The 24,222-nt window shown below is 34.6% G+C and carries 13 protein-coding genes and 1 pseudogene; all 14 read right to left on the bottom strand.

What is annotated here, in order from left to right:
- Positions 1-247: 247 nt before the first annotated feature.
- Positions 248-3,622: an SH3 domain-containing protein gene (locus FHY45_RS13495; protein ID WP_180349978.1), complete on the bottom strand. Its 3,375-nt coding sequence runs from the start codon at positions 3,620-3,622 to the stop codon at positions 248-250.
- Between the two features lie 266 nt (positions 3,623-3,888).
- Positions 3,889-6,471, bottom strand: coding sequence for an SH3 domain-containing protein (locus tag FHY45_RS13490; protein ID WP_180349977.1), 2,583 nt, complete (start codon positions 6,469-6,471; stop codon positions 3,889-3,891).
- 751 nt (positions 6,472-7,222) lie between these two features.
- Positions 7,223-8,002 (bottom strand): annotated as a pseudogene (tagH, locus tag FHY45_RS13485) (teichoic acids export ABC transporter ATP-binding subunit TagH); the annotation flags it as partial.
- A gap of 18 nt (positions 8,003-8,020) precedes the next feature.
- On the bottom strand, positions 8,021-8,827 hold the full coding sequence (locus FHY45_RS13480; RefSeq protein WP_139892154.1) for an ABC transporter permease: 807 nt from the start codon (positions 8,825-8,827) through the stop codon (positions 8,021-8,023).
- Between the two features lie 59 nt (positions 8,828-8,886).
- The gene (locus tag FHY45_RS13475; protein ID WP_139892153.1) at positions 8,887-10,083 is read right to left on the bottom strand and encodes a CDP-glycerol glycerophosphotransferase family protein; all 1,197 of its coding nucleotides are present in this window, start codon (positions 10,081-10,083) and stop codon (positions 8,887-8,889) included.
- Positions 10,076-10,474, bottom strand: a complete 399-nt coding sequence (gene tagD / locus FHY45_RS13470; RefSeq protein WP_066105967.1) for a glycerol-3-phosphate cytidylyltransferase — start codon at positions 10,472-10,474, stop codon at positions 10,076-10,078. The genes FHY45_RS13475 and tagD overlap by 8 nt, the downstream gene beginning before the upstream one ends.
- Before the next feature lie 265 nt (positions 10,475-10,739).
- Entirely contained in the window at positions 10,740-13,022 is a 2,283-nt protein-coding gene (locus FHY45_RS13465; RefSeq protein WP_139892152.1) for a bifunctional glycosyltransferase/CDP-glycerol:glycerophosphate glycerophosphotransferase, read from the bottom strand.
- Between the two features lie 26 nt (positions 13,023-13,048).
- On the bottom strand, positions 13,049-14,302 hold the full coding sequence (locus tag FHY45_RS13460) for a CDP-glycerol glycerophosphotransferase family protein (RefSeq protein ID WP_139892151.1): 1,254 nt from the start codon (positions 14,300-14,302) through the stop codon (positions 13,049-13,051).
- An 87-nt stretch (positions 14,303-14,389) separates the two neighbouring features.
- Positions 14,390-16,309 (bottom strand): CDP-glycerol glycerophosphotransferase family protein, encoded by a 1,920-nt coding sequence (locus tag FHY45_RS13455; protein ID WP_257469096.1) that lies wholly within the window; start codon positions 16,307-16,309, stop codon positions 14,390-14,392.
- A 118-nt stretch (positions 16,310-16,427) separates the two neighbouring features.
- Positions 16,428-17,588 carry a CDP-glycerol glycerophosphotransferase family protein gene (locus FHY45_RS13450; protein ID WP_139892150.1) on the bottom strand — a complete coding sequence of 387 codons (1,161 nt, stop codon included), beginning with the start codon at positions 17,586-17,588 and terminating at the stop codon, positions 16,428-16,430.
- 34 nt (positions 17,589-17,622) lie between these two features.
- Positions 17,623-18,654, bottom strand: coding sequence for a ribitol-5-phosphate dehydrogenase (locus tag FHY45_RS13445; protein ID WP_139892149.1), 1,032 nt, complete (start codon positions 18,652-18,654; stop codon positions 17,623-17,625).
- Complete coding sequence (locus tag FHY45_RS13440) at positions 18,647-19,363, bottom strand: IspD/TarI family cytidylyltransferase (protein WP_139892148.1); 717 nt, start codon at positions 19,361-19,363, stop codon at positions 18,647-18,649. The genes FHY45_RS13445 and FHY45_RS13440 overlap by 8 nt, the downstream gene beginning before the upstream one ends.
- 159 nt (positions 19,364-19,522) lie before the next feature.
- Positions 19,523-21,535 (bottom strand): glycosyltransferase, encoded by a 2,013-nt coding sequence (locus FHY45_RS13435; RefSeq protein WP_139892147.1) that lies wholly within the window; start codon positions 21,533-21,535, stop codon positions 19,523-19,525.
- A gap of 165 nt (positions 21,536-21,700) precedes the next feature.
- Positions 21,701-24,073, bottom strand: coding sequence for an N-acetylglucosaminidase (locus FHY45_RS13430; protein ID WP_139892146.1), 2,373 nt, complete (start codon positions 24,071-24,073; stop codon positions 21,701-21,703).
- Positions 24,074-24,222: the final 149 nt, after the last annotated feature.

The following is a 24,222-nucleotide window of genomic DNA, read 5'->3' as shown; positions in this document are numbered from 1 at the left end:
TTTAGTAAATAAGACACCAAACTAAATTACTATTTTTATATATCTTTATTTTTATATAAAGTTTTAAAATTATCAAATATTTTGTAAATATCCAGATTTAATCAACTTTAAAACATATATTAATTGCTGATTAACCAATCAAATATTATGTCTAAATAGTTAATTTCCATCGTATTCGCTATAACTAATGGCTTACTTCATGAAAAAAGAGGTTGTTGACATGGTCAACAACCTCTTTTCCTAAATTCTATTTATTTAATTCTCTTGCTAAATAAGAACCTGATGCCCAGCCAACTGTGCCATTAGATAACTTAACCTTATACCATCCGCTACTAGTGATTGGATTATTGCTTGAATCTACCACAAGTTCGACATATTGATGGTTTTTTAAAGTTCCCACTGTAGCTGACGCCGCATTAGCTGACGTGCGGACATTCAACGTGCTGGCACCATTGACTCGCGCTAAATTTTTCACGGTCATATATTGATTATAGGTGCTCAGACTAACCGTATTTGTATAATACGTTTTGCCTTTATAACTGATTGTTAGCCAATAATCATTCCATTTTTCCAGTAGATTAAAGGTTTCACCCTTCTTAATCGTTGCAGCCACAGTCGCTGAACTGCTTTTTGAGTTTCTAAGACTGATAGAAGAATTGGCAACAGCGATTGTACCTGTCGGGAACACATCCTTGCCGCTTGGATAGCTAGGTTTGGCTGGAACCGTTGTATTTGGACTTTGGCTGACTGCCCCCTCATTGCCATAATCCAGGATGTTAGACATATGTTTGGCAATCTTATTTCCCCAATCGGAATCACTGGCATAGTAAAAGTTCATTCCCTTACTTAAATCAGTGATACGATTTCCATTAGCGTCCTTAATCGTATATCCAAGTGTCGCCCCCTTGTACTTCCAGTTAGATGGATTTAAATAAGTGGCTTTCATTTCTTGTGCAATAAAGGCAATATTCTCTTCAATAGAAGAAAATTTAACGGAACCTACAAATGGCGTAATGTCATAGGATCCAAAGCCAAACAAGTTATTTTTTGCTAACGCAATTGTAGATTTTCCATAGTTACTTTCATGAATCGCATGTGCTGCTAAATAGAGGGCATTCACACCATATTTATTAGCCGCTGTAATAAATGCCGAGCCTTTATTGTAGAGAACGCTATTAGCTGATGTTGCATGCTTAGCAATATAAGCATTAATTTGTGCAGCTGTTACAGAGGATTTTTTACGTAAATCCAAATGCATATAGGAATTCTTATTTGCCTCATAAGAATTCATTTTATCGTAATTCGCTTTTGTGATTAAATACTCTCCCGATACAAAACCTGTTACTCCACCATATGTCACACGGTACCAGCCCTTACTTGTTTTATAGGTAGATTTCACCTGTGTATATTTAGGGATTGAACCAACTTTAGCTGATGAAGTAGAGTCGGAAGCACGGATATTTAATTCACTGATTGGTAAATATGTTGTTTCAGTTATAGCAGTGCCACTCGGTAATGTTGTTTGATTTCCGTTGTTACTACTTGAGCTGTTATTACCAGTACTGCTAGTGTATTTTGTCAAATAAGCACCACTTACCCAGCCGGTATAACCATTGTATGTAACTTTATACCAATCACCTGATTGTTCTGTAGCTGTAACTACTGTATTCACAGGTATTGTAGTCAATTTCGCACCCGATGCAGATGCTGTCTCACGTAAATTCACATTAGCCGTTGTTTTAAACTCCGTAGCCGTAAAAGACGGTGTCGTTGAAGAGACTGTTTTTGTGAATTTAGTCAAATCAATGTAACCTGTTTTCCCGCCATAGGATGTTTTATACCAATCACCAATTCGATAATCAGTGGTTATTTTAGCTCCCTCTGGAATAGTAACCAAAGTTCCGTGCGATGCTCCAGCAAAGGAATACAAGTAAGTCTTTTCTTTTGCCGTATAGGACGTACTCGTAACGTTCGCCGCTGTTACCTTACTTACTGAACCAGATTGAATATAATAGTTATTTCCTTTATAGGAAACTCGATACCAGGTTTCTCCTATACTATTCACGACCTGTTGGGTAGAAGTGAACACATTATTCTTTGGTATAGAATAAACAGCTGCCTTATTTGTATTAGGAGCACTATACAAGGAGCTTGCAGCCTTTGTATTATAGTAAGTCGTACTTGTCGTCGTAGTTTGATTATATTCTTGTAAATACGAGCCGCTTACCCAACCGGTCTGACCACTGTAAGAGACCTTGTACCAGGAGCCAGATTTTGCAGTAGCTGTGACAACAGTATTCGCAGGGATTGTATTTAATTTCGCACCGGAATCGGAAGCTGTCTTACGTAAAATTAAATTAGCCGTAACCTTATATTTTGTAGCCTTAATCGATGTTTCCGAAGTAGCAACTGTTTTCGTGAATTTAGTCAAATCAATGTAACCTGTTTTTCCGCCATAGGATGTTTTATACCAATCCCCAATTCGATAATTGGTGGTTATTTTAGCTCCCTTTGGAATGGCAACTAAAGTTCCGTGTGTTGCTCCTGCAAAGGAATATAAATAAGTTGCTTCCTTTGCCGTATAGGAGGTGCTCGTAACACTCGCTGCTGTCACCTTATTTACTGAGCTGGACTGAATATAATAGTTTTTTCCTTTATGAGAAACTCGAAACCAAGTTTCTCCGATACTATTGACTACTTTTTGGGTAGAAGTAAATACATTATTCTTTGGAATAGAATAAACAGCTGCTTTATTTGTATTAGCAGCACTATATAAGGAGCTTGCAGCCTTTGTATTATAGTAAGTCGTGCTTGTCGTCGTAGTTTGATTGTATTCCTTTAAATATGATCCGCTTACCCAGCCGGTCTTACCACTGTAAGACACCTTGTACCAGGAACCTGATTTTGCAGTAGCTGTGACAACTTTATTCTTTGGTATAGTAAGGATCCGGGTACCGCTCGTTGATGCATTGGATCTCATATTTAATTTTTCTGTCGTTTTGTATTTAGTTGCCTTCATCGTTGCAGATGTAGATGTAGACGTAGATGTTGAGGAACTTATTTTTTTAGTAACTTTTATATATTTGGAGCTAACATATCCTGTTTTCGATGCGTATTTCACCTTATACCAGCTGCCACTTTTTGATATATACGTGACTGTTTTCCCTTTTGGAATGGTCAATAACGTGGCTGAACTAGTTGAAGCTTTTTCCCTCAAACGCAACTTGTCCGTTGTTGTATATACAGAAGTACTTGTAGTAGTTGCAGAAGTACTTGTACTAGATGCAGAAGATGATACAGTTGAACTCGTCACTTTTTTCAAATACTTAGAACTGACAAATCCCGTTTTTGTTCCGTATTTCACCTTAAACCAGCTTCCACTTTTCGATATATAAGTGACTTGTTTTCCTTTTGGAATTGTTATTATTTTTTGCGCCTTAGCACTAGCCGACTTCCTCATATTTAAATTGTCGGTCGTTTTATAATATGTTTCAGCCGCTTCAACTACTTGAATACCCGTAAAACTATCTGCTGGCCCAATACTGCTTCCTAAAACCAAGCCAGTAGATAAAAGAACAGATGTCGCCATGACCTTGAATGGCAGCGTTTTTCTTTTATTCATTAAGATCCTCCTTTGTAACAAAATATCAGACATAAATATTATTTTAATAAAATTATAATTCCTTATAACTCTTGATATATAAATAAACCACATTTCAAATTATATAATTTATTATTTTAAAATAATATCACTATATTTCAAAATATGTTTTATTGGTAATTATTAAATCAATCTCATAAAATTCATTACCTACCGTTTCTATCTTTTAAAGCAGCAAACGCAAAAAAGATGACAACTGAACTGCTATCAGTTGTCATCTTTTGAACTTATTTACTTTTATTTAAATCGATTGAAATATCAGATTTTGAAACCCATCCTGACTTAATCTCACCTTTAGAATATTTAACCTTATACATATTATTCTTTAATTCTGGTTTATTTTTCTTATCCAAAACTAATTCAATATATTGATAGTTTTTAAATGTACCAAGTTTATCAGAGTCAGTACTAGCTGCTTTCCTAACATTCAATGTGGTTGTCGTAATATGAGCTAGGTTTAAAACTGTCATATACTCATTATATTTGCTTAAACTGACCGCATTTGTATGGTAGGTTTTACCGCCATATGTAACCTCCAGCCAGTAGTCATTCCATTTTTTCACTAGGTTAAAGCTAGCTCCTTTTTTAATGGTTGCTGCTACTTTTTTGGTATCTCCCTTTTTGCTATAAAGCTTGATATTGTCATTTGCTACTGCTTTTGTACCCGCAGGAAAACTGTCATACGTGTTTGGCCTAGCTGGCTTCGTTGGAACAGATGTATTAGCCTTTTCGTTCCTCGCCCCTTCCTTGCTATAGGCAAGAATTCCGGACATATGTCTGCCAATCCCCTCTCCCCACTTGGAGTCACTCGCATAGTAAAAGTTCATACCTTTACTCATACTGTCTACTCTGGCACCATTGATATTTTTCACGGTATATCCCAGATAGGCCCCGTTATATCTCCATTCTTTTGGATTTAAATAGGTAGCCTTTAATTCTTTGGCGATATAGTCGATGTTAGCTTCAATCGATGAAAACTTAACAGCTCCTACATAAGGGGCTAGATCATAAGCGCCAAAACCAAATAAATTCTTTTTACCCATTGAAATAACGGAAGTTCCATAGCCGCTTTCATGAATAGCGTGGGCTGCAAGATATAGGGCATTCACTCCATTGGCTTTAGCTGCATCAATAATGACTTGCCCTTGACCAGCTAAGGCACTACTCTTACCATTAGCTCCCTTGGTAATATAATCATTTATTTGTTTAGCGTTTACCGAGGACTTAGTACGTAAATCCATAAACAGATAGCTATTTTTATTTCCCTCTAGCTTTTTAACCCGGTCCATCTCTGCTTGCGTGAGTAAATACGTCCCCGGCACATAACCTTTTTCGCCCCCATAATTCACTTCATACCAACCGTTATTTGTTCGATACGCACTGGAAATAGCTTCCCCTCCAGGTATCGTTCCAAGTTTTTTAGAACTCGTGTCATTTGACGCATAGTAGTCAGCACCTGTTGTAATCAATACATAAGTACTCTTATTAATCACTTTTCCAGCTAGCCGATCAGGGACAGGCACAGGCACAGGCACGGGCTTGGGTACCGGTTTTGGAGTTGGCTTTGGCAGCGGATTCGGAACTGGCTTGGGTGCAGGAGCTGGAGTTACTGCCGGTGCCGTATATTTAGAAAATTTACTGATATCAATATAGCCTGTCTTCCCTTTATAGGTGACCTTATACCAGTTGCCCACGCGATAATTTGTTTTCACGACTGTACTTTTAGGTACAGTCAGCAGACTGCCATGCGTAGCTCCTGCTGATTTATATAAGAAAGTGTTCGACTTTGCCTGATAGCTTGTTTCAGTCAGATTAGCAGGAGTTATCTTACTAACCAAGCTGGAAATGACATAATAATTCTTGCCTTTGTAAGATACTCGATACCAAGTTTCTCCTTTGCTATTTACGATTCTTTGGGTAGATGTAAATACATTATTAGTAGGTATCGAGTATACCTTTGCTTTTTTTGTATCTGGTGTGGAATGTAACGAACTTGTTTTTTTATTAGATAAATAGGCTGTCTTCGTTGTTATATATTGATAGTATTCTTTCATATAGGAGCCGCTGACCCAGCCGGTCTTTGATCCATACTTCACCTTATACCAGCTGCCATACTTTTCGGCTGAGGACAAAATTTTGTTCTTCGGAATGGTAACCAGGACTTTTCCCTTTGTTGAATATGTGGAGCGCATATTCAATTTGGCGGTTGTTTTAAATTTGGTTGCTGCTATTTTTGTGATTTTGACCGTTTTTGTGGTTTTTGTAGTTGTCTTTTTGATATATTTAGAACTTACATAACCGGTCTTGGATTTGTAGCTCACTTTATACCAGCTGCCTGACTTCGATTTATAGGCAACCATTTTGCCTTTCGGTATAGTCAGCAGGACCTTGCCTTTAGTGGATGCACTCTTCCTCAAATTCACATTGGCAGTTGTTTGATAAGTTGCTTTTGATGTAGAAGTTGAAGAGGATTTGGCTACTGATGAAGATGAATTTGTTACCTTACTCAAATATTTTTTGCTGACATAACCGGTTTTAGAACCATATTTAACCTTGTACCAGTCCCCAGTTTTAGAAATGTACGCAACTTGCTTTCCTTTAGGAATGGTAGTTATAACAGATTTCTTTATACTCGCGCCGCTTCTCAAATTCAACTTGTCTGTTGTTTTATAATAAGTTGTTGCAGCTGCCTCCACGTGAGTGCTGCCAAAACCTGCAGTTTCTATAACCGATTCCCCCGTTGTAAATGCTGCAAATAAAAGAAGCATAGTACTAACAATAATGGCCGAGATTCTATTTCGCTTATCCAATAGGACATCCCCCTTTATTTTGCATAATATATAAAACAGTTCATATGACATCTTGTTATTCCATTTTCTATTAGCAAAATTACTAACAATCTATGTATCGGTCATTGTTATTCCTTTTTTAGTAATTCACCTAAATATAACCACTAAAAATTAAGCCCATCATATCAAACTATAACGAACTTAAATTATGTTATTTTAGAAATTATGGAGAGTTGGTGGGCTGGAGGAGATTCGTCTTGGCGAAAGCTTGCCCATCTATCTGAAGGAAACAAGGGTATCAATCATGGCTATCTATAAAAACGTAATTTCAATATCCTAAATTTGCGTAACAAAGTTGTTAGGATGCTGAAATTACATTTATGTTGATTTATTAAGGGGTATATTTACTCTTTAGGGGTTGTATTTTCAAGATATATATTAGAAGTTTTGCTTCTTTCTCTTTTTGTCTAGAAAAGCTAATCTCATTTTGATTTTACTTTACTTCCTTTGTTCCGCTAAAACTAATTGTATAATAGCCACTCGTCTATTCCGATACATTTATTACAAAAGACATATCGGGTCTTCTCACACTTCTTCCAAACTTATTCATTACTTGTTACTTTCTCTAATCTGACAATACCCGTTCCTTGGTCGCTTTTAGTGTCCATCTTCAGATTTAGTTTAAAAAACGCAAGCAAGCTATCATCCTGAGATGATAGCTTGTTGATGAAAATAATTTTCAGGTATTTTATTTAGATGTAATCGTCATGCTGCTTTGTTTTTGGATAGCAGCTTCTCTAAATGCTTTTTGTTGAGCTGGAGTCATAGTTCTATATTCTTTTAAAAATTTCTCATATTTTGGTACAACATCTTCAACTGTACCAAAGTCTTTTATTTCTCCATACTCAAGCCATAAAGCTTTATTACAGAAATCCTTAATTTGTCCAATTGCATGACTAACAAAGAAAATCGTTTTTCCTTGATCCCTAAAGCTGTACATTTTCTTTTTGGATTTCTCAGCAAAAGCTTGGTCACCTACTGATAAAGCTTCGTCGATAATCAGAATATCAGGATCAACTGTTACGGAAATTGCAAAACCAAGTCTTGATTTCATCCCGCTGGAATATTTCTTAACAGGTTGGTCAACGAACTTGCCAATATCAGCAAATTCAATGATTTCCGGCTCCAATTCCTTAATCTGCTTCTTATTGAACCCAAGCATTAGGCATTTCAACTCAATATTCTCCCGGCCTGTCAGCTGATTATTCAAACCGGAAGCAATCGCAATCAAGGAGGTTTGTCCAACTGTTTTAACTGAACCCATCGTAGGAGGAACAACCCCCGCTATTATATTGGATAATGTTGATTTTCCTGATCCATTAACCCCAATCAGTCCAATAACATCGCCTTTACTGGCTGTAAAACTTATATCCTGAAGCGCATAGAAATCATCTCCATATCCTCCCGGCAGAAGGATATCAAGTAATTTTTCCGAGGTTTTGCTATGCATTCTATATCTTTTATAAACATTTTCTACAATAACTGTTTCCATAGTAGACCTCACTCCATTTTACAAATAATCTACAAAATGATTTCTAAATTTCAAATGAAGCGCTGATCCAATCATGAGTAACACAATCGTTACTCCCCAAAAATATAAGGTATAGTGTGAATGCTCGATGAAATACCAGGATTGACCTAACATCGCTGCACGATACCCTTCCACTAAATAGGTAAGTGGATTAAATTTTATAATCATTTGCAAAAATCCTGGCAAACTATCTGATACCCATAATATAGGCGTTAAATAAATCAGCATCCTCATAATAGCTTGTACTATCATCGTTACATCTCGAACAATGGTAGCCAGTGTGGATGTGACAAGCGCAACGGCAAAGAGCAAAATAACCGCTGCAGCCATAAAGTAAGGCAACTGTATATAATAAATGGATATTGGGAATCCACCAAATTGCAAAATGATGGATACAATAATCACGATGACAATATGCTGATAAAATTTCGACATAATAACATATGAGGGAATAGCACTCATAGGGAAACTCATCTTAGAGATAAAATTGATCCTCGTATAAATCGATTTCGTCCCATCCATAATGGCAGGATTAGCAAAGAACCACAGAGAAATACCGGATAACATCCAGAAGATAAACGGTACGTCTCCAATTTCTCTGCCTCCCCGGATTCCCATACCGAACACTACCCAATATACTCCTATTTGTATCAAAGGATTTAAGAACTCCCATAATATACCTAAATAATTGTTGTTATTAGCACTTTTTAATTCAAATACAGACAATCGTCGAATTAAATAAAATGAACGTATTTGTTCTTGTATGACCGTAAACATAGACTTCATAAATTTTGAATATCCTTCCCCACTATTTTACAACAGATACATGTATTGCAAAGAGTCTATTATAACGCTCTCTGTCTGGATAGTATTGTTTTTTCATCAAACAAATATGAAATTAAGTTTTCGCTGGAATGTCCTTTTGAATACTTATTCCATTTATTTGCATACTCTTCAATCGTGTCCATATCAAAACTGTTCTCTTTAATGAGGTCAATAATAGCCTCTGTATTGTTTACTACTGGTCCTGGGACCATTTTTTCATATTGATCCCATAACCCTCTGTCTTTTGTGTATTCACCTAAATCATAGGCGAAGAAAATCATCGGTTTCTTTAATAAAGAGAACTCGAATGATATAGAGGAGTAGTCTGTTATTAAAATGTCCGCAACCACCAGTAATTCGTTAATATCGTACTCTGGTTTAGAATAATTCAGGACAAAATCGGGATAGATTTTAGTATAGTCCGGAATATTCTTAATCGCTGGATGTAAACGTAACATAACAACATATTCATCATGCAATTCATCATATAATTTTTTTAAATCTAATTCTAACTGAAATTCATTCAGTTCGTTATCACGATAAGTTGGTGCATATAATATTACTTTTTTATCCCAAAGCAATCTGTTTTCCTTAGTTAATTGATTGAATACATTTTCTTTTTCAGCCTGATTATAAAAAAAGTCAGTTCGGGGGATACCAGTTCTAAGGATATTTTCTCCCTTTAAATCAAACGCATTCATGAAATAAGTGCCCATGATGTCAGAACCAACAACCACTTTATTAAAGCGTTTATACACATCCATGAATCGTTTTACTGCTTGATCAGATCTGTTTTGAACAGAAGCATCTTCAAGACCAAATTTCTTAATGGCTCCTGAGGCATGCCAAAGCTGAACACATTCCACTTCAGGTCTGAAGTCAGTAGCTGCCAAGAAACCATAATAATTATCAACCATTACATAGCGAGATGTGGCTAAATGATATATAGATTGAATGAAATCAACCGGATTTTTATTTTCAATCAAAGCTATAGTGGCATCCTCATATTGCTGAAATCTTTTATAGCTTGCACCCTTACATAAAAAAACCACGTCAAAAGAAATATGTTTCCGACGCATTTCTTCATACACATACTGAGTGTTATCACCAAAAGATACAACAAATACCACCTTGTTTTTGAGGGGAAATAGATTAAAAATATTAAATATTATTTTAAAGATCAACAAATACAACTGAATAACTAGTTCTTTAGCCATTTTTCACCTTAAATAAATCTTTTTTGATTTGAGATGTTGAAATACCGATCGTTCTTGGTAAATAAACGACCTGGCAGTGCTCTTTCAGAAAGTCGAAATGGCCTTCCCAATCATCTCCCATGACAAAAACATCTATATCATGTTCCTTAATATCTTTAATCTTTTGTTCCCAGTTTTCCTCTGGAATCACTTCATCAACAAATTCGATTGATTCCAAAATCAGTTTTCTATTTTCATAGCTATGATAAGCTTTTTTATTTTTCGCCTTATTAAACTCATCAGTGGACAAGCCCACTACTAAATAATCGCCCATTTCTTTGGCTCTTCGTAAAATATTGATATGACCGACATGTAATAAGTCAAAGGTGCCATACGTAATAATCTTTTTCATTTCTACATCTCCTTACCTAGTTCATTAGCAAACTGGTAACTGACCAAAAAACGGAGCAACGTACAGTAACATCAAAAAACATATTCTTAATTATATAACTCATACATAAAACTTTCAAACCTGTGTCGAATACAATCTAAATTATAACGTAATCATGTATTATTTGTAACATAAAGTTTTTTGCAGTGCATGATGGTATATATGTTTATAACATGCCAGAAGAGTGAATTCACCTCACAAAAAAAGGAAATCATGATCGAATTGATCATGATTTTTTAATCGGTTTTATTAATGTTTCAACAAAACGTTTGGACGCTTGTCCATCAAAGTCTTCAAAGAATCGTTCTTTAAAAGCTTTAACCTTTTGAATATCAAAGGAATTTTGTTGAACCAGAGATATAACTTGTTCGGTATTTTCTGCAAGAGGACCAGGAATAAAATCCCTATACTCATAATAGAACCCTCTATCCTGCAAATATTCCTCTAAATCATACGCATAGAAGATCATCGGTCTTTCAAGCAGTGCATATTCAAAAATAACGGATGAATAATCACTGATTAGTATATCTGTAATGGAAAGAACATTATTGATATCATTCTTACTTAAATTTAGCACGAAATCCTTTGCTTCTTTCGGGATGTCAACACCTTTTGTAACAGATGGGTGAAGTTTCAAGATCAATACATATTCATCAGAAAGCTCTTTAGCCATTTTCTTCAAATCAAGCTGGATATTGAAGCTGGAGCGCTTTCCCGGACCTCCTCTGAAGGTTGGGGCATACGCTATAATTTTTTTATTACGCATAGCTGGATAAACCGCCGCATATTTTTGCCTTAAATATTCAATTCCTTCTTGATCAAAAAACACATCTGTTCTTGGTAGGCCCACCGGATATACATTCTTTTCAGATATATTAAAGGCCTCCGCATAGTGAGGGATAATTTCCTTACTCGTAACAGCCACCTTCGTATAAGAACCATGAGCTTGATTTTCAAACTCTTCCGTATTGCTTTCGCGGTAACCTACTGCACTATGCCCAAATTTCTTAAAGGCACCGGCAGCATGCCAGGTTTGGATCACTTCTGTTCTTTTTCTCACCTTCAATTTATATAACGGACGGTAATAATCATCAAGAATGACATATTTTGATGTAGCAATGTCATAATATAATTTGGCGAAATCTCTAAAAGATCTTTTCTTTTTAAAATGCCCTACTACCTTATATTCAGGTCTTATTTTAATCAGTTGATTATAAATATATTCAAAGGAATCCTGCAGTTCTTGTGTTTTATTAGTAACAAAAGTAATTTTATTTTGTTGAGGCATATATCCGCTTACCGGAAATATTATATGTCTTAAGATTGCCGTTTTGATTTTTGAAGTGGCTCTTTGAAATTTTCTTTTATAAATATACTGAAGTATTGGAATCATACTATTTTTTCTTCCTGCCTTCAATACTGCATTGAATGATTCTTGAGAAATCTTGATGTTCATTTCAGTCTTTAATGAAATCTTTGAATGAGCCATTCTTACTAATTTTAAATACAGTCTTTTAGCTGGATTGGTAAGTAAATCGTAACGATTTACGATATTTTTATAAATAACCGTATGCAATGCAGGAATATCATTAAATAAAGTCATATCAAGATTTTTTACCCATGAATAAAAAATCTCCATAGTATCTAGTTGGGCTTTAGTATTCCGACTATCTATAGCATTCCGTACAGCCGGCCAAATATCTGCAGATACCAATCGATTATAATAATATTTCTTTAAATGATAACGGGAAACTTTATTTTCGATATAGTTTTCCCAAAGCTGATTCGAAACAAGAATGCTCTTCATGATATCCTGCATAACATGAACCGAATTAACCAATACAGTTTGTGATAATGACAAGTTATCTGCTGCTTCACGTGTACGATAGCGATAAATGACCTTATCAATCGTATATATATTAAACCCCGCTCGTAAATAGGCCTCAATTACAAACGGTTGATCTTCAGTGACCTTAATTACAGTAGGAAATCTCAGATCCCGGATTAAAGATTTACTATAGAGCTTATTACAAGGACCTAAAGAATATAGTAATTCCTGATTGGAAATAAGGTTCTTATACCCTTCAGTATATACACCATTATTATAATGGCTTGCAATAAACCAGGTTTCATGTTTATTAAAACTTTGAGAAGCTCCAATCACTAATTCAACCTTTTTTTCAATAGCTGCCTCATATAGATTCTCCAAGGCGTCAGTGGGCAAGATATCATCCGAGTCTACAAAGCTGATATATTCACCTTTAGCTATATCTAACCCAGTATTTCTTGCTGTTCCCGGTCCTGCATTATTCTGCTTTAAGTATATTATATTCGCATGCTTTTTCTGATAACATTTAATTATCTCAGCACTCTTATCACTTGATCCATCATCAATCATAATTATTTCTATAGGTGATAATGTTTGTTTTACTAATGACTCCAAAGTTTCTTCAATATATTCTTCTACATTATAGACTGGGGTGATAACACTTACCTTAACCTGGTTCATATTGTTGTACCTTTCCTGAGTTGGGATTATTTTTCTAAAATTACAGTTATTAAATCAACTATTCTTTCACTAGCCTTACCATCTAATTCATCAAAGAAATATTGTTTAAAGGATTGAATTTTTTCCTTTTGAAAATCTCCTTCAGAAATAATCTTTATCATTTCACCTTGTGATGTAGCTAATCTACCTGGAATAAATTCTTTATAATCATAATAGAAGTCTCTATCAGACGTATAATCTTCTAAATCTGGAGCGTAAAATAGCATCGGTTTGTTTAACAATGCATATTCAAAACAAACCGATGAATAATCCGTAATGAGCAAATCCGAGATAAATAATAAATCATTAATCTCACTATACTCGGTAAGGTCATAAAAAAAGGAACTATATTCCGTTGGTATTTCCCACTTATCTTTGACAAATGGATGCTGCTTAAAAATAAAAATATAATCGTCTTTTAAATTTTGATAAATGTTCTCAAGATGAAGAAAATCTAATGGATAGTAAGCTGATTGTTGCCCATTCCCCCGAAAAGTTGGAGCAAACAAAATTACTTTTTTATCTTTAAAAGCGGGAAACTGTTTATATAATTTATCTTTAATTTCCGATCCTTTTTTCTCGTCAAAAAAAAGATCCGTCCTTGGAATACCAGTAGCAATCACTTTACTCTCATCTATTCGAAAACCATCTGCATAATGCTTTATGACATTTTTCGAACTTACAATAACCTTAGTATAGTTTCTATGGTTCTGCGAATCAGGTTCAGGCCCTCCTGGCATACCTAAACGACTAAACCCAAACCTTTTAAAAGCCCCTACTGCATGCCATACTTGAATTAATTCTGCTCCTTTTCTTATTTTCAAAGGGTAGATCATAGGATAGAAATCATCCAAAAATATCACCTTAGATGTTGCAAGATTATAAGCAAGTAATAGCATTTCTTTATAAGTTTTTTTTGCAGCTGTACTTTCCTTAAACAACATATGACAGCGAAACTCTTTATCGCTTGCCATTAGCTTTTCATATATATAACCTAGGTTCCCCCCCATTTCGGTACGACTATCAGAAATAAACAATATTTTCTTTTTTAATGGTAGTAAACAGAAATAATAATAAAGTAACTTAAATATATAGGTTCGAAAAAACCTATAAAATAAATTCCCTCTATTCCTTTCTATTTTTTGTACTACATTTTTGGAAACAGCTATGAACTTTAACATAGTTGTCTTCACTTCTTCCAATTTTATTAGTAATAAAATTACATCTTTTAATAAATACAACACACCTAGGGAAAAACCCTTTGTTTGTGTGGAAAATTTTTATAAAAAAAATAACCCCAATTAAAGATTGGAGTTATTTTAGTCAGTCTATTCTGCATCTTCTTCCGGATTCTTATTTAAAATCAGTTGATCAACTACCCTTGCGCTCGATTTACCATCCAATTCCCCAAAGAAATAATTAACAAAAGGAGGTATTTTCTCCATTTTATAATCACCCTTGGCAATGGTGGCAACAATTTCATCTGCCGTTCTGACAAGTGGACCCGGGATGAAAGAATGGAATTCATAATAGAAGTCCCTCGTTCTCACATATTCCTCTACATCATACGCAAAGAATAGCATTGGCTTGTTTAATAAAGCAAACTCAAAACAAACCGAGGAATAATCCGTAATCAATATATCCGTGATAAATAACAAATCATTAATTTCTCTATAAGAAGAAAAATCATAATAAAAATCACTGTATTGATATGGGATGCTGATATCATTTTTAACAAATGGATGAATTTTAAATAAAAATACATATTCATCACTTAAATTTTCATAAAGTCTCTTTAGATCAAGGACTTCCATAGGATAATGAGCTGATTGTTGTCCATTCCCTCTAAAAGTTGGAGCAAACATAATTACTTTTTTATTTTTCAGGAATGGATATTCCTCATATAATCTCTCTCTAACTTCTTGCTGATATTCAGTATCAAAAAATACATCTGTTCTCGGAATACCAGTCGGAATAACATTTTCCTGATCAATTCCAAAGCCTTCAGCATAATGCTTCGCAACCTTTTCAGAGCTTACAATCGCTTTCGTATAGTTCCTATGATTAATTGATTTTGGAGAAGGACCACCTGGACGGCCAAGACGGCTGAAACCAAATGTTTTAAAAGCCCCCACAGCATGCCATAATTGTATTAATTCGGCTCCTTCACGAATTTTCAATGGATAAATCAGCGGGTAAAAATCATCCAGTAATATATATTTAGAGGTAGCCAACTGTTTAGCAAGGTCTATTAATTCCCTATATGTTTTCTTCTCATCTACCGCTCTTTTCAGCATAAATTTAAATTCAAAATCTTCATTTCTACGCAATAACTCATCATAGACAAATTGAAAGTTTCCACTGAGGTCATCGCGGCTATCTGAAGCAAACACAATTTTATTTTCTTTTAAGGGATATAAGGAATAAAAACGATACGCCGTATTAAACAAAGCTTTAGATAAGGCTTTATAAACAAATCCTCTTTCTTTTTCTTCTGCATCCAATGCCATCTCAGCTGGATCCATATCCTTTAATTTAGTAGAGGTGATTTTTAATGTTTTCTTAGGCAAGTCATATGTTACCAACAAATTAAAAGCCATTTCTCTTTTTGCTGTAAAGTATTCCATTTTGGTGGAATGGAATCCGTTAGCCAAAAATTCATTGACATTTCCCAATGTAAAACTCTTACTATATTTTCGATCACCAAGTATATGAACCTCTACCTCTAGATACACACGGTATTCCCCTTGATAAAGAGGCATATTCTTATCAGATATAGTAGCAAAATTGACTTTACCTTTAAATCCAGCCCAATAATATTGTTCATCTATTATGTCTTGATCTGTAATAACTTCTGTTATCGCAACATCTGTTAAAGGGATAATGATGCTGCTATTCGCCTTTGTATTTACTAATAATAGTCTCTTTTTAACGAGATCTTCATCTAACATAGGGATGCCCTCTAAATAAAAGTAACCACCGACTTCCATGATAGGTCCATTCCACTCCAAAGAAGTTACTTTCCTTCTTGGAATAAGCTTTTCCTCTAGATTTGCAAGTCTTTCAATAATCGGCAAGGATTCCTCTAACATGTCCCGTTTTACAATCACTTCATTATCATTTATAACCAAAGGATCTTCTTCCAAATAAACGTCTGAAATTACCTCAGGGTTTTGATCAATTGGTGTTGAGGATTGTTTATTTCCAAATAGCATTCTCTTGATGACTCTTTTCATTCTTGAAAACATGGTTGTTTCTCCTATCTATATCAGAATACTCTTATTTAATTGTATAAAAAAACATGCAAAAGAAAAACTTTTTTCGTATATTATATAAAAAAAAAAGGGTATATACCCCTTTTTAATTTTAACCTAAAAGGTCTTTTACAATTCTTTCAGACGCTTTTCCATCTAACTGATCAAAAAAACGTAGACGGAAGCATTTAATCTTCTCTAAATCTTTTGATTCATCGATTATCCATTTAATCAAAGCTTCACTCTCATAAAGAATAGGACCTGGAACAAACGACTCAAAAGAATAGTAAAAATCTCTTTCCTCTAAATATGATTCCAAATCATGAACAAAGAAGGCAATTGGCCTATTAAGAATACTGTAATCAAATATGATAGAGGAATAATCCGTTATAAGAATATCTGAAAGAAGTAATAATTCTTCGATAGAAAAATCTTTATGAATATGATAGGCAAAGCCCTTTAGATTTTCATCTAATCTGACCCCATTAGTCATATACGGATGTAAGTGAATTAAAAGGGCATACTCATCACTTAAACTATCCTTCATTAACCTCATATCAATAGGAATATTAAATGTCTCCTGGTAATGACTTTTCCCTCTAAATGTTGGAGCATACAAGATTAACTTTCTATTTTTCAAATCAGGAAATGAACGGTATAACTTTTCCTTAACAAGATTCTGCCTTTCTTCATCAAAGAAATAATCAGTTCTCGGCACACCCAGCGGGTATATACGTCCTTCATCCATTCCAAAAGCATCAGCATAATGTGGTACAACCTCTTTTGAACTAACGTAAACCCTTGAGTAATTGGCATGAATTTTAACATGTTTTAAATAATCACTACTTGGACCAAAAGACTTGCCCATCGTACTTAAACCAAATTTTTTAAAAGCTCCAGCTGCATGCCAAACTTGTACAATCTCGGTTCCTCCCCTCGGATGAATAACGTATACAGGGAAGTAAAAATCATCAATAATAAAAAATCGAGAAGTGGCCATATGAAAACTAGCCTTTATTAAATGAATGGCATATTCTATTTTGCCAGCCAGAGAGCTATTAAACTTCTTTGCAAGGACGATACATTTGATATTGGGATAATTTTGATCTATTTCTTCTTTAATAAAAGCTAGGTTACCTTCCAAACCGGTGGAGCGATAAGTGGCAATCGTTATTTTATTGTGATCAACCTTTAAAAAAAGAGAGGTCAGGAAATAGGCAAGCTGAATAAGATACTTAGTAAATAATGTAGGTAATATACGTAAGTGTTTCATTTATTCGCCTTCCTGCCCCTCTTAAAAGTAAATCTTATATTTTCCACTCCATCACAGTCTTACCCCAAGAGGACGTCAAATCTTTTTCAAACGCAGATAGAATATCGCTGATTGTCTTAACCTCTTGTACTTCACCAACTAATGTTCCCAGATACTCAACAACATCCGGGTTTTCTTTTAGGAAGTTAACTGTTCTCACAAAATCTTCACGTCCGCTGCGGCTGCTTCCAATTAGTGTGATTCCTTTTTCCAAAATCATTCTTGTATTAACCTCAACAGGGAATTCTGATACCCCCATTAGAGCTATAGAACCTTCTGGATGAAGATGATCGATCATCTGATCAATCGCATATTGGCTTCCTTTCCCACCAACACATTCAAATGCATGATCAATTCTCAAATCCGCCGGGATTTCATCAATTGTATAAACTTCATCTACGAAGGAGAAGTTGTCCAATTTATATCCGGTTTTACCGAAGATAATAACTTTACAATCTTTGTACATTTTTTTAAGGAATAGAGTCGTAATGAACCCAAGGTTTCCATCTCCCCATACTCCAAATACATTACGGCGTTTATGAGACCGACTCTCAAATCTGGATAAAACATGTGTTGTAATGGTCATTAATTCCGTAAAAGCGACAACATACGGGTCAATTCCTTCCGGTAATTCGACAATACGGTCACGTCCCATGAAGACATAATCCTGCATGAAACCATCATAGCCACTAGAACGGAATTTGCTGGAACGCAAATAGTTCTCACCAATTACTTCATCTTTCTCTGTAGGTGTGTTAGGTATCATAACGACCATTGTACCATTCTTAATTTCACCCTTAGGATCGTAGACGACTTTACCAATAGCTTCGTGTATTAAAGCCATTGGCAGCTTTTTCGCCATCGCTTCTTTCCCTCGAGATCCAGTATAGTATCGTTGGTCAGCAGCACAAATAGATAGATGCGTTGGTCTAACTACAACAAAATCTTCATGGTACTGTAGTGAACGATCATTATAAGCTACTTCAAATTGCCTAGGAGATACAAGTCTATATACCTGATTAATCATTATTTATTCGCCCCTGTATAATAGCATTCGCCACTTTCAAATCATATGGAGTAGTAACCTTAATATTAAATACTTCTCCTTTAACGATTCGAACTTTTTCGCCTTTTAATGCACAGATTTTACACGCATCTGTTAAAATACGCTTTTGCTCATCTGTAAGCGAGTTATAGTGATCAGTTAGCATTTTGATATTAAAGCTTTGCGGGGTTTGCCCCTGAAACATTGTGTCACGAACAGGAATATCTGAGATAGTTTGCCCATCCTCAGATTGAATGATAGTATCGATTGCTTCAATCACTGTATCAACAGCACCATATTGAAGACTGGCATCAATATTCTCCTCTATTATCCGATGTGTCAAAAACGGACGTACGGAATCATGGGTAATAATAACATCATCATCATTAATCCCAAATGTATTCTCAATATAACGGATACCGCTCATAATGGATTCGTTACGGTCTTTACCGCCTTCCACTACGACAATATGTTGATTTTCACCAATAAATTTCCTGATAATATCTTTAGTATGATTGATCCATTCTTTCGGTGTAACGACCAAAATTTTATCAAATCGATCGTTTAACATAAATTTTTCAATTGTATGAATGATGATCGGTTTATTATTCAAAGGTAAATACTGTTTAGGCATATTCGTATTACCCATACGAGTGCCCTTACCACCTGCTAATATTTCTGCATATATCATTACCTTACCTCATTTCATTTTTATTCAAATTTATGACAAAAAGGATTAAAATTCACCATGGGTATACATATTAAAAATCCATGTAAACTATACACTTTTTTATTTACTATTTCAAGCACACTGAGGTTATCTATAAGCATTAGCATAATATCCCACAATTTATTTGATATGGAAAGATAGATTACCATGCGGTTTAGTATAGTATGGTTTAACAGAACCTTTTAATAAAAGATATGCCTTTGGTTTATCTAGGGCTGCTGACGAACTTTTCTTATATCCTAATCTCTTCTCTATATAGGCATTCTCCATATTAAAAACCGCACTTATATCCCACACGCCTTTATATAGTTGGTGTTCTTTAAACCATCCAAAAATGTCAAATTGCGCGTAAAGTTCAATTTCATTTCCCTTTATATTCATAATTTCCGCTTTAATGTTAAAGGATTGCTTGTTCTCACGATTTATAACTTTAAAATATATATCTGCATTATTTAAAGAATCATCTTTAAATTTACCTTCTAATGTCATAACACATTTTATTTCGAAGATTCCTTTTACTCTGTTTTTCCAAACTGCTTTATCCAAATTTAATTCAAAATCATGGATGCTATTACGATGTACTCTTTGCTCAACTATTGTGTTAAACATACCGGACCATCTATTGACAAATTCTTCTATTCCAAATGATTTTACACTTTCATAGGAATTGCTAATCATATTTTGCAATTTATCAGGTTGTGTAAACAATGAAAGCATTCTATCTGACAGTTCATCTGTGTCCCCAGGTGTAACCAGATAACCATTCACTTCATTTTCAATCATATCACTTGGTCCGTATTTAATATTATAACTAACAACTGGGCACCCATGAGCCAAACTCTCTAATATAACCAAACCAAATCCTTCATACTTACTTGTTAATATGGAAAAAGCTGAAGTATCATATAATTCACTGGCATTATTAGTAAATCCTTTCAACTCCACATTCCCTTCTATCCCCAGTTGTTTTATCAAACCATATAACTTTTCTTCCTCTTGACCTGATCCATATAATTCTAATACAGCATCTGGAACTTTTTTTATTACTTTTGCAAATGCTTTAATGACATGATCAAGTTGCTTTTCCTCGTGATATCGAGCAATCACTATTGCCCTTTTAACATTCCTTTCTCCTGCATAATTTCTTTTTGCAGAGACTGAATAGGAATGCGGTATCACAAAGTAATTTTTCCTATCTCCAAATCTTTCCGCTATATCTCTCTTTTGTTGATTTGTTAAGAAAACTATAGCATCTGGTTTATAAGCATTATTTAATACTGCTCTGTTCCCTAAACGAATTGTCGAATCAACTTTGTAAGGAGGGCGCAAATGAGTGCTATGAGTTACAAAAACACTATACACATTATCTCTTTGATAAGATAAAACTACTGAATCCATTGCTCTTCCATCAACAATGAGAAAATATTTCATTGTCATATCAGAAGTTAATAACTCTAACCAATATTGCTGAAACTGTAATTCACTGCGAAATAATTTTATTATTTCCCCATCGTTGTTCAGCAAATGGATTCTGTCAATATAATTTTTTCCTTCTTTAATTTTGTACCACTTACTAAGATAACAAGTACCATCTTTTCTATAAAATAGTTCTTGGCTTGGAACATTAAATTGATAATTCATGTAAGTAATTCTTCTAACTCTGCCTTCTAAATCAAAGTCTTCCCGCTTGATTCTATAGCGATTATCATTAAAATAATCTATAAATTTTAACGTTCCATCCGGTCCTTCAAAACTCTTATACATAACATAGAGACCATTTTTAAAAATACGAAATGCTTTTTTTCCCTCTACTGGATCTGCATAACAACCGGGTTCATTAACGGATTGTATAGGATTATTATTTTCTATTTCTAAGGTATTATCTCCACTAAAATATTCATAAATATTGAGTATAGCGATATTTGAGTTTATTTTCCCTTTATTCATTAATGTTTCACGAATATAACGATAAAAAGGATTGAAATTAAAGGTAAGAATATCAGAATGTATATTGGCTTTCTCCCCAAAAATCCTTCCTCTTTGTAACATTGCATTTGTTAATCCACCAAATTCTTGATTCACTGAATTAACTAAGAAATAATATTTAGCTCTTTCTGGAAAGTTTTTATTCATTCATATTTATTCCTTTCGTTTATACAATTAAGTCTATCGAATTTTTTAAATTATACCATATAGCTGATATACTCTATTTTTTTAGGATAGCAAAAAAAATAGATTTTATCATTTGGCTTGATTGAAAAAAGCACCTTATCCAAATTGGACAAGGTGCCTTTAATCTTATTTATATCTAGGTATATCCAGAACGATATGATATTCGTCTAATAATTGATATAACTGGTACATTCTAGAGGTTTGTTTATATGCCCATGCAATATCTGTAGCATATTGGTGTGATGCTGTCCCATAAGTTGCAGCATATAAAGGATTCCAACGCATTTTATAAAGAGTATCCTGGCCTCTATTCACATAGCCATTACCTATAAATGCAGCTCCACCTTTAATTGCAGCCTCTGGAGTAAACCACTCCATCTCATATGCATAAGTTGCACCACCCACTAATGGATTACTGTCTATAGCATTGATTCCATACATGTTATAAGTCTTTTTGATAGCTGTTAAATTCTTTCTATTACTATCATTAGCCACCACTAAATTTCCTTTACTATCGCGGCCTACTTCGACGCCAGTTGCTAATTGAGAAGTTCCATTTCCTGTTTCCAGTAACGCGTGGGCGATTAGGTAAATCTCATTTACACCATTGGCCTTTCCACCATCAATGAAAGCTTTTGCTTTCTCAGCCAATATTCCCTTACCAGCTAATATTTTCTGATTAACCTCATTTATATTCAAATTTGCACTCTCGGAGAGTTTCACGAATTGCATGGAATCTTTTAAAGTTCCTGTAAAGTTGGTAGGATTTAAATAGTATTTTACATCTTCAGGATTAGCATTAACCCATCCAGAAGTATTTTTCACATGATACCATGTGTATCCATCAGTTCCTTTTGCATTATCATAAATTGTAAGAACAGTCCCACCGTTAACTTGGCCATCAGCCATATAATTTGTTCCAGGTCCCCTTCTTAAATTCCATTTATCTCCCTGTATCGTTCCTTTACCATTTGCTATACTCCCTGACTTAAAGGCATCCTCCCTAATCCAAAGCTTATAGCTCTTATCGGTTTGAGGAGAAACTGGAGAAACTTTCATTTGAATATCTAACATGCTACTAAGGCTTATACTATAGTCAGTATATGACTTTAATACTACACTACCCTCATGAACATATGATTCATGAATCCATACTGTCTTGCCTCCCAAAGTACCACGGTACCAAATATTATTTCCGACTTTTTCTGTTAGATTCACAGCGAATTTATTATTCTTATAGTCTGATAACGAAGAATAGACAATATCTTTGCTACCGCCCCAAGCCTTACTATATGCTTTGCCTGTCCCTTTTATATAAAGAGTTTTGGCGTTTTTATCCACTCCAACATGGGTATAAGATTTTAGATCTGATGCATTCACCCAACCAATTACTCCATTCTCTCTGCTTGGTTTAGTACTGATCAAATAAAAAACCTGATCACCAATTTTTGCTTGTTTCTTAATAAAATAAACTGAATTAATATACTTTGTTCCAGCCGCAAAAGCAGATGAAGAATCTCCTATTGTCTTATATATCTTAACTTTGGAATCTAGCATTTGTCCCAGACGGCTTGTATTGCTCTCAACTATTTCTGCAAGATAGCTTGAGTGAATCCAAACTGTCTTACCTCCCAAGATACCACGGTACCATGTGTTATTTCCGACTTTTTCTGTTAGATTCACCGCAAATTCACTATTTTTATAGCTAGATAGCGAAGAATAGACAATATCTTTGCTACCACCCCAGGCCTTACTATATGCTTTGCCTGTCCCTTTTATATAAAGAGTTTTGGTGTTTTTATCCACCCCAACATGGGTATAAGATTTTAGGTCAGATGCATTCACCCAACCAATTACTCCATTCACAGAGCTGGGTTTAGTACTGATTAAATAATATGTTCGGTCCCCGATGACAGCCTGTTTTTTTATATAATATACGGAATCTGTATATGAAGAACCTGCTGTGAAAAAAGAAGAGGTATTATTCAAATCTTTGAATATTTTAGCAGTTGTACTTTTAATTTGTCCAAGCCTGCTTATAGAGGATTCTTGTATTTGCTGTTTTATTTCTGTATTCAATGTTGTTGCGTCTTGAGTATTTACATTCTTTTCTACTGTTTCTTTCTGTGATTCTAAAGGAGTTTGTTCGCGATCTACATTGGTTTGATTCACTTTGTTTTTATCTTCTTCTGCAGATTCGCTTGTTTCTCCAATAGTCGAGCTATCGGGTTGATCTATTGTAATATCCTCTATCATTGTTTCTTCTTTATCAATAGATTCAATTAAATCACTCTCATTTGATTCGCTCTCTGACGCATTTTCTATTTCTGATTGGTTAATTGTTGAATCAGGATTTATACTCTCTTTAGTAAGTGTATCTTCATTTCCCGTTTCAATTTGACTGCTGTCTGTTGTGTTTCCCTCTGCTTCTGCATAATAAGGTCCCACCAAACTAAGAACCAGCATTACAATCAGAAATGTTGCTACAAACCTTCTCATTAGTACCCTCCCAGTATTATCTGTTTTTTGTGTTATAAGCAAACAAGGAATCCAGTCAGAATTTGTAAAAACATCAACAACACACCTATTGATTTTAACTTCTTTCACAATGAAAATACCAAAAAAATAGCACCCATTTTTGGTTAAAT

The sequence above is a fragment of the Bacillus sp. D386 genome, assembly GCF_006346415.1.
This window is presented reverse-complemented; position numbering and strand designations above follow the sequence as displayed.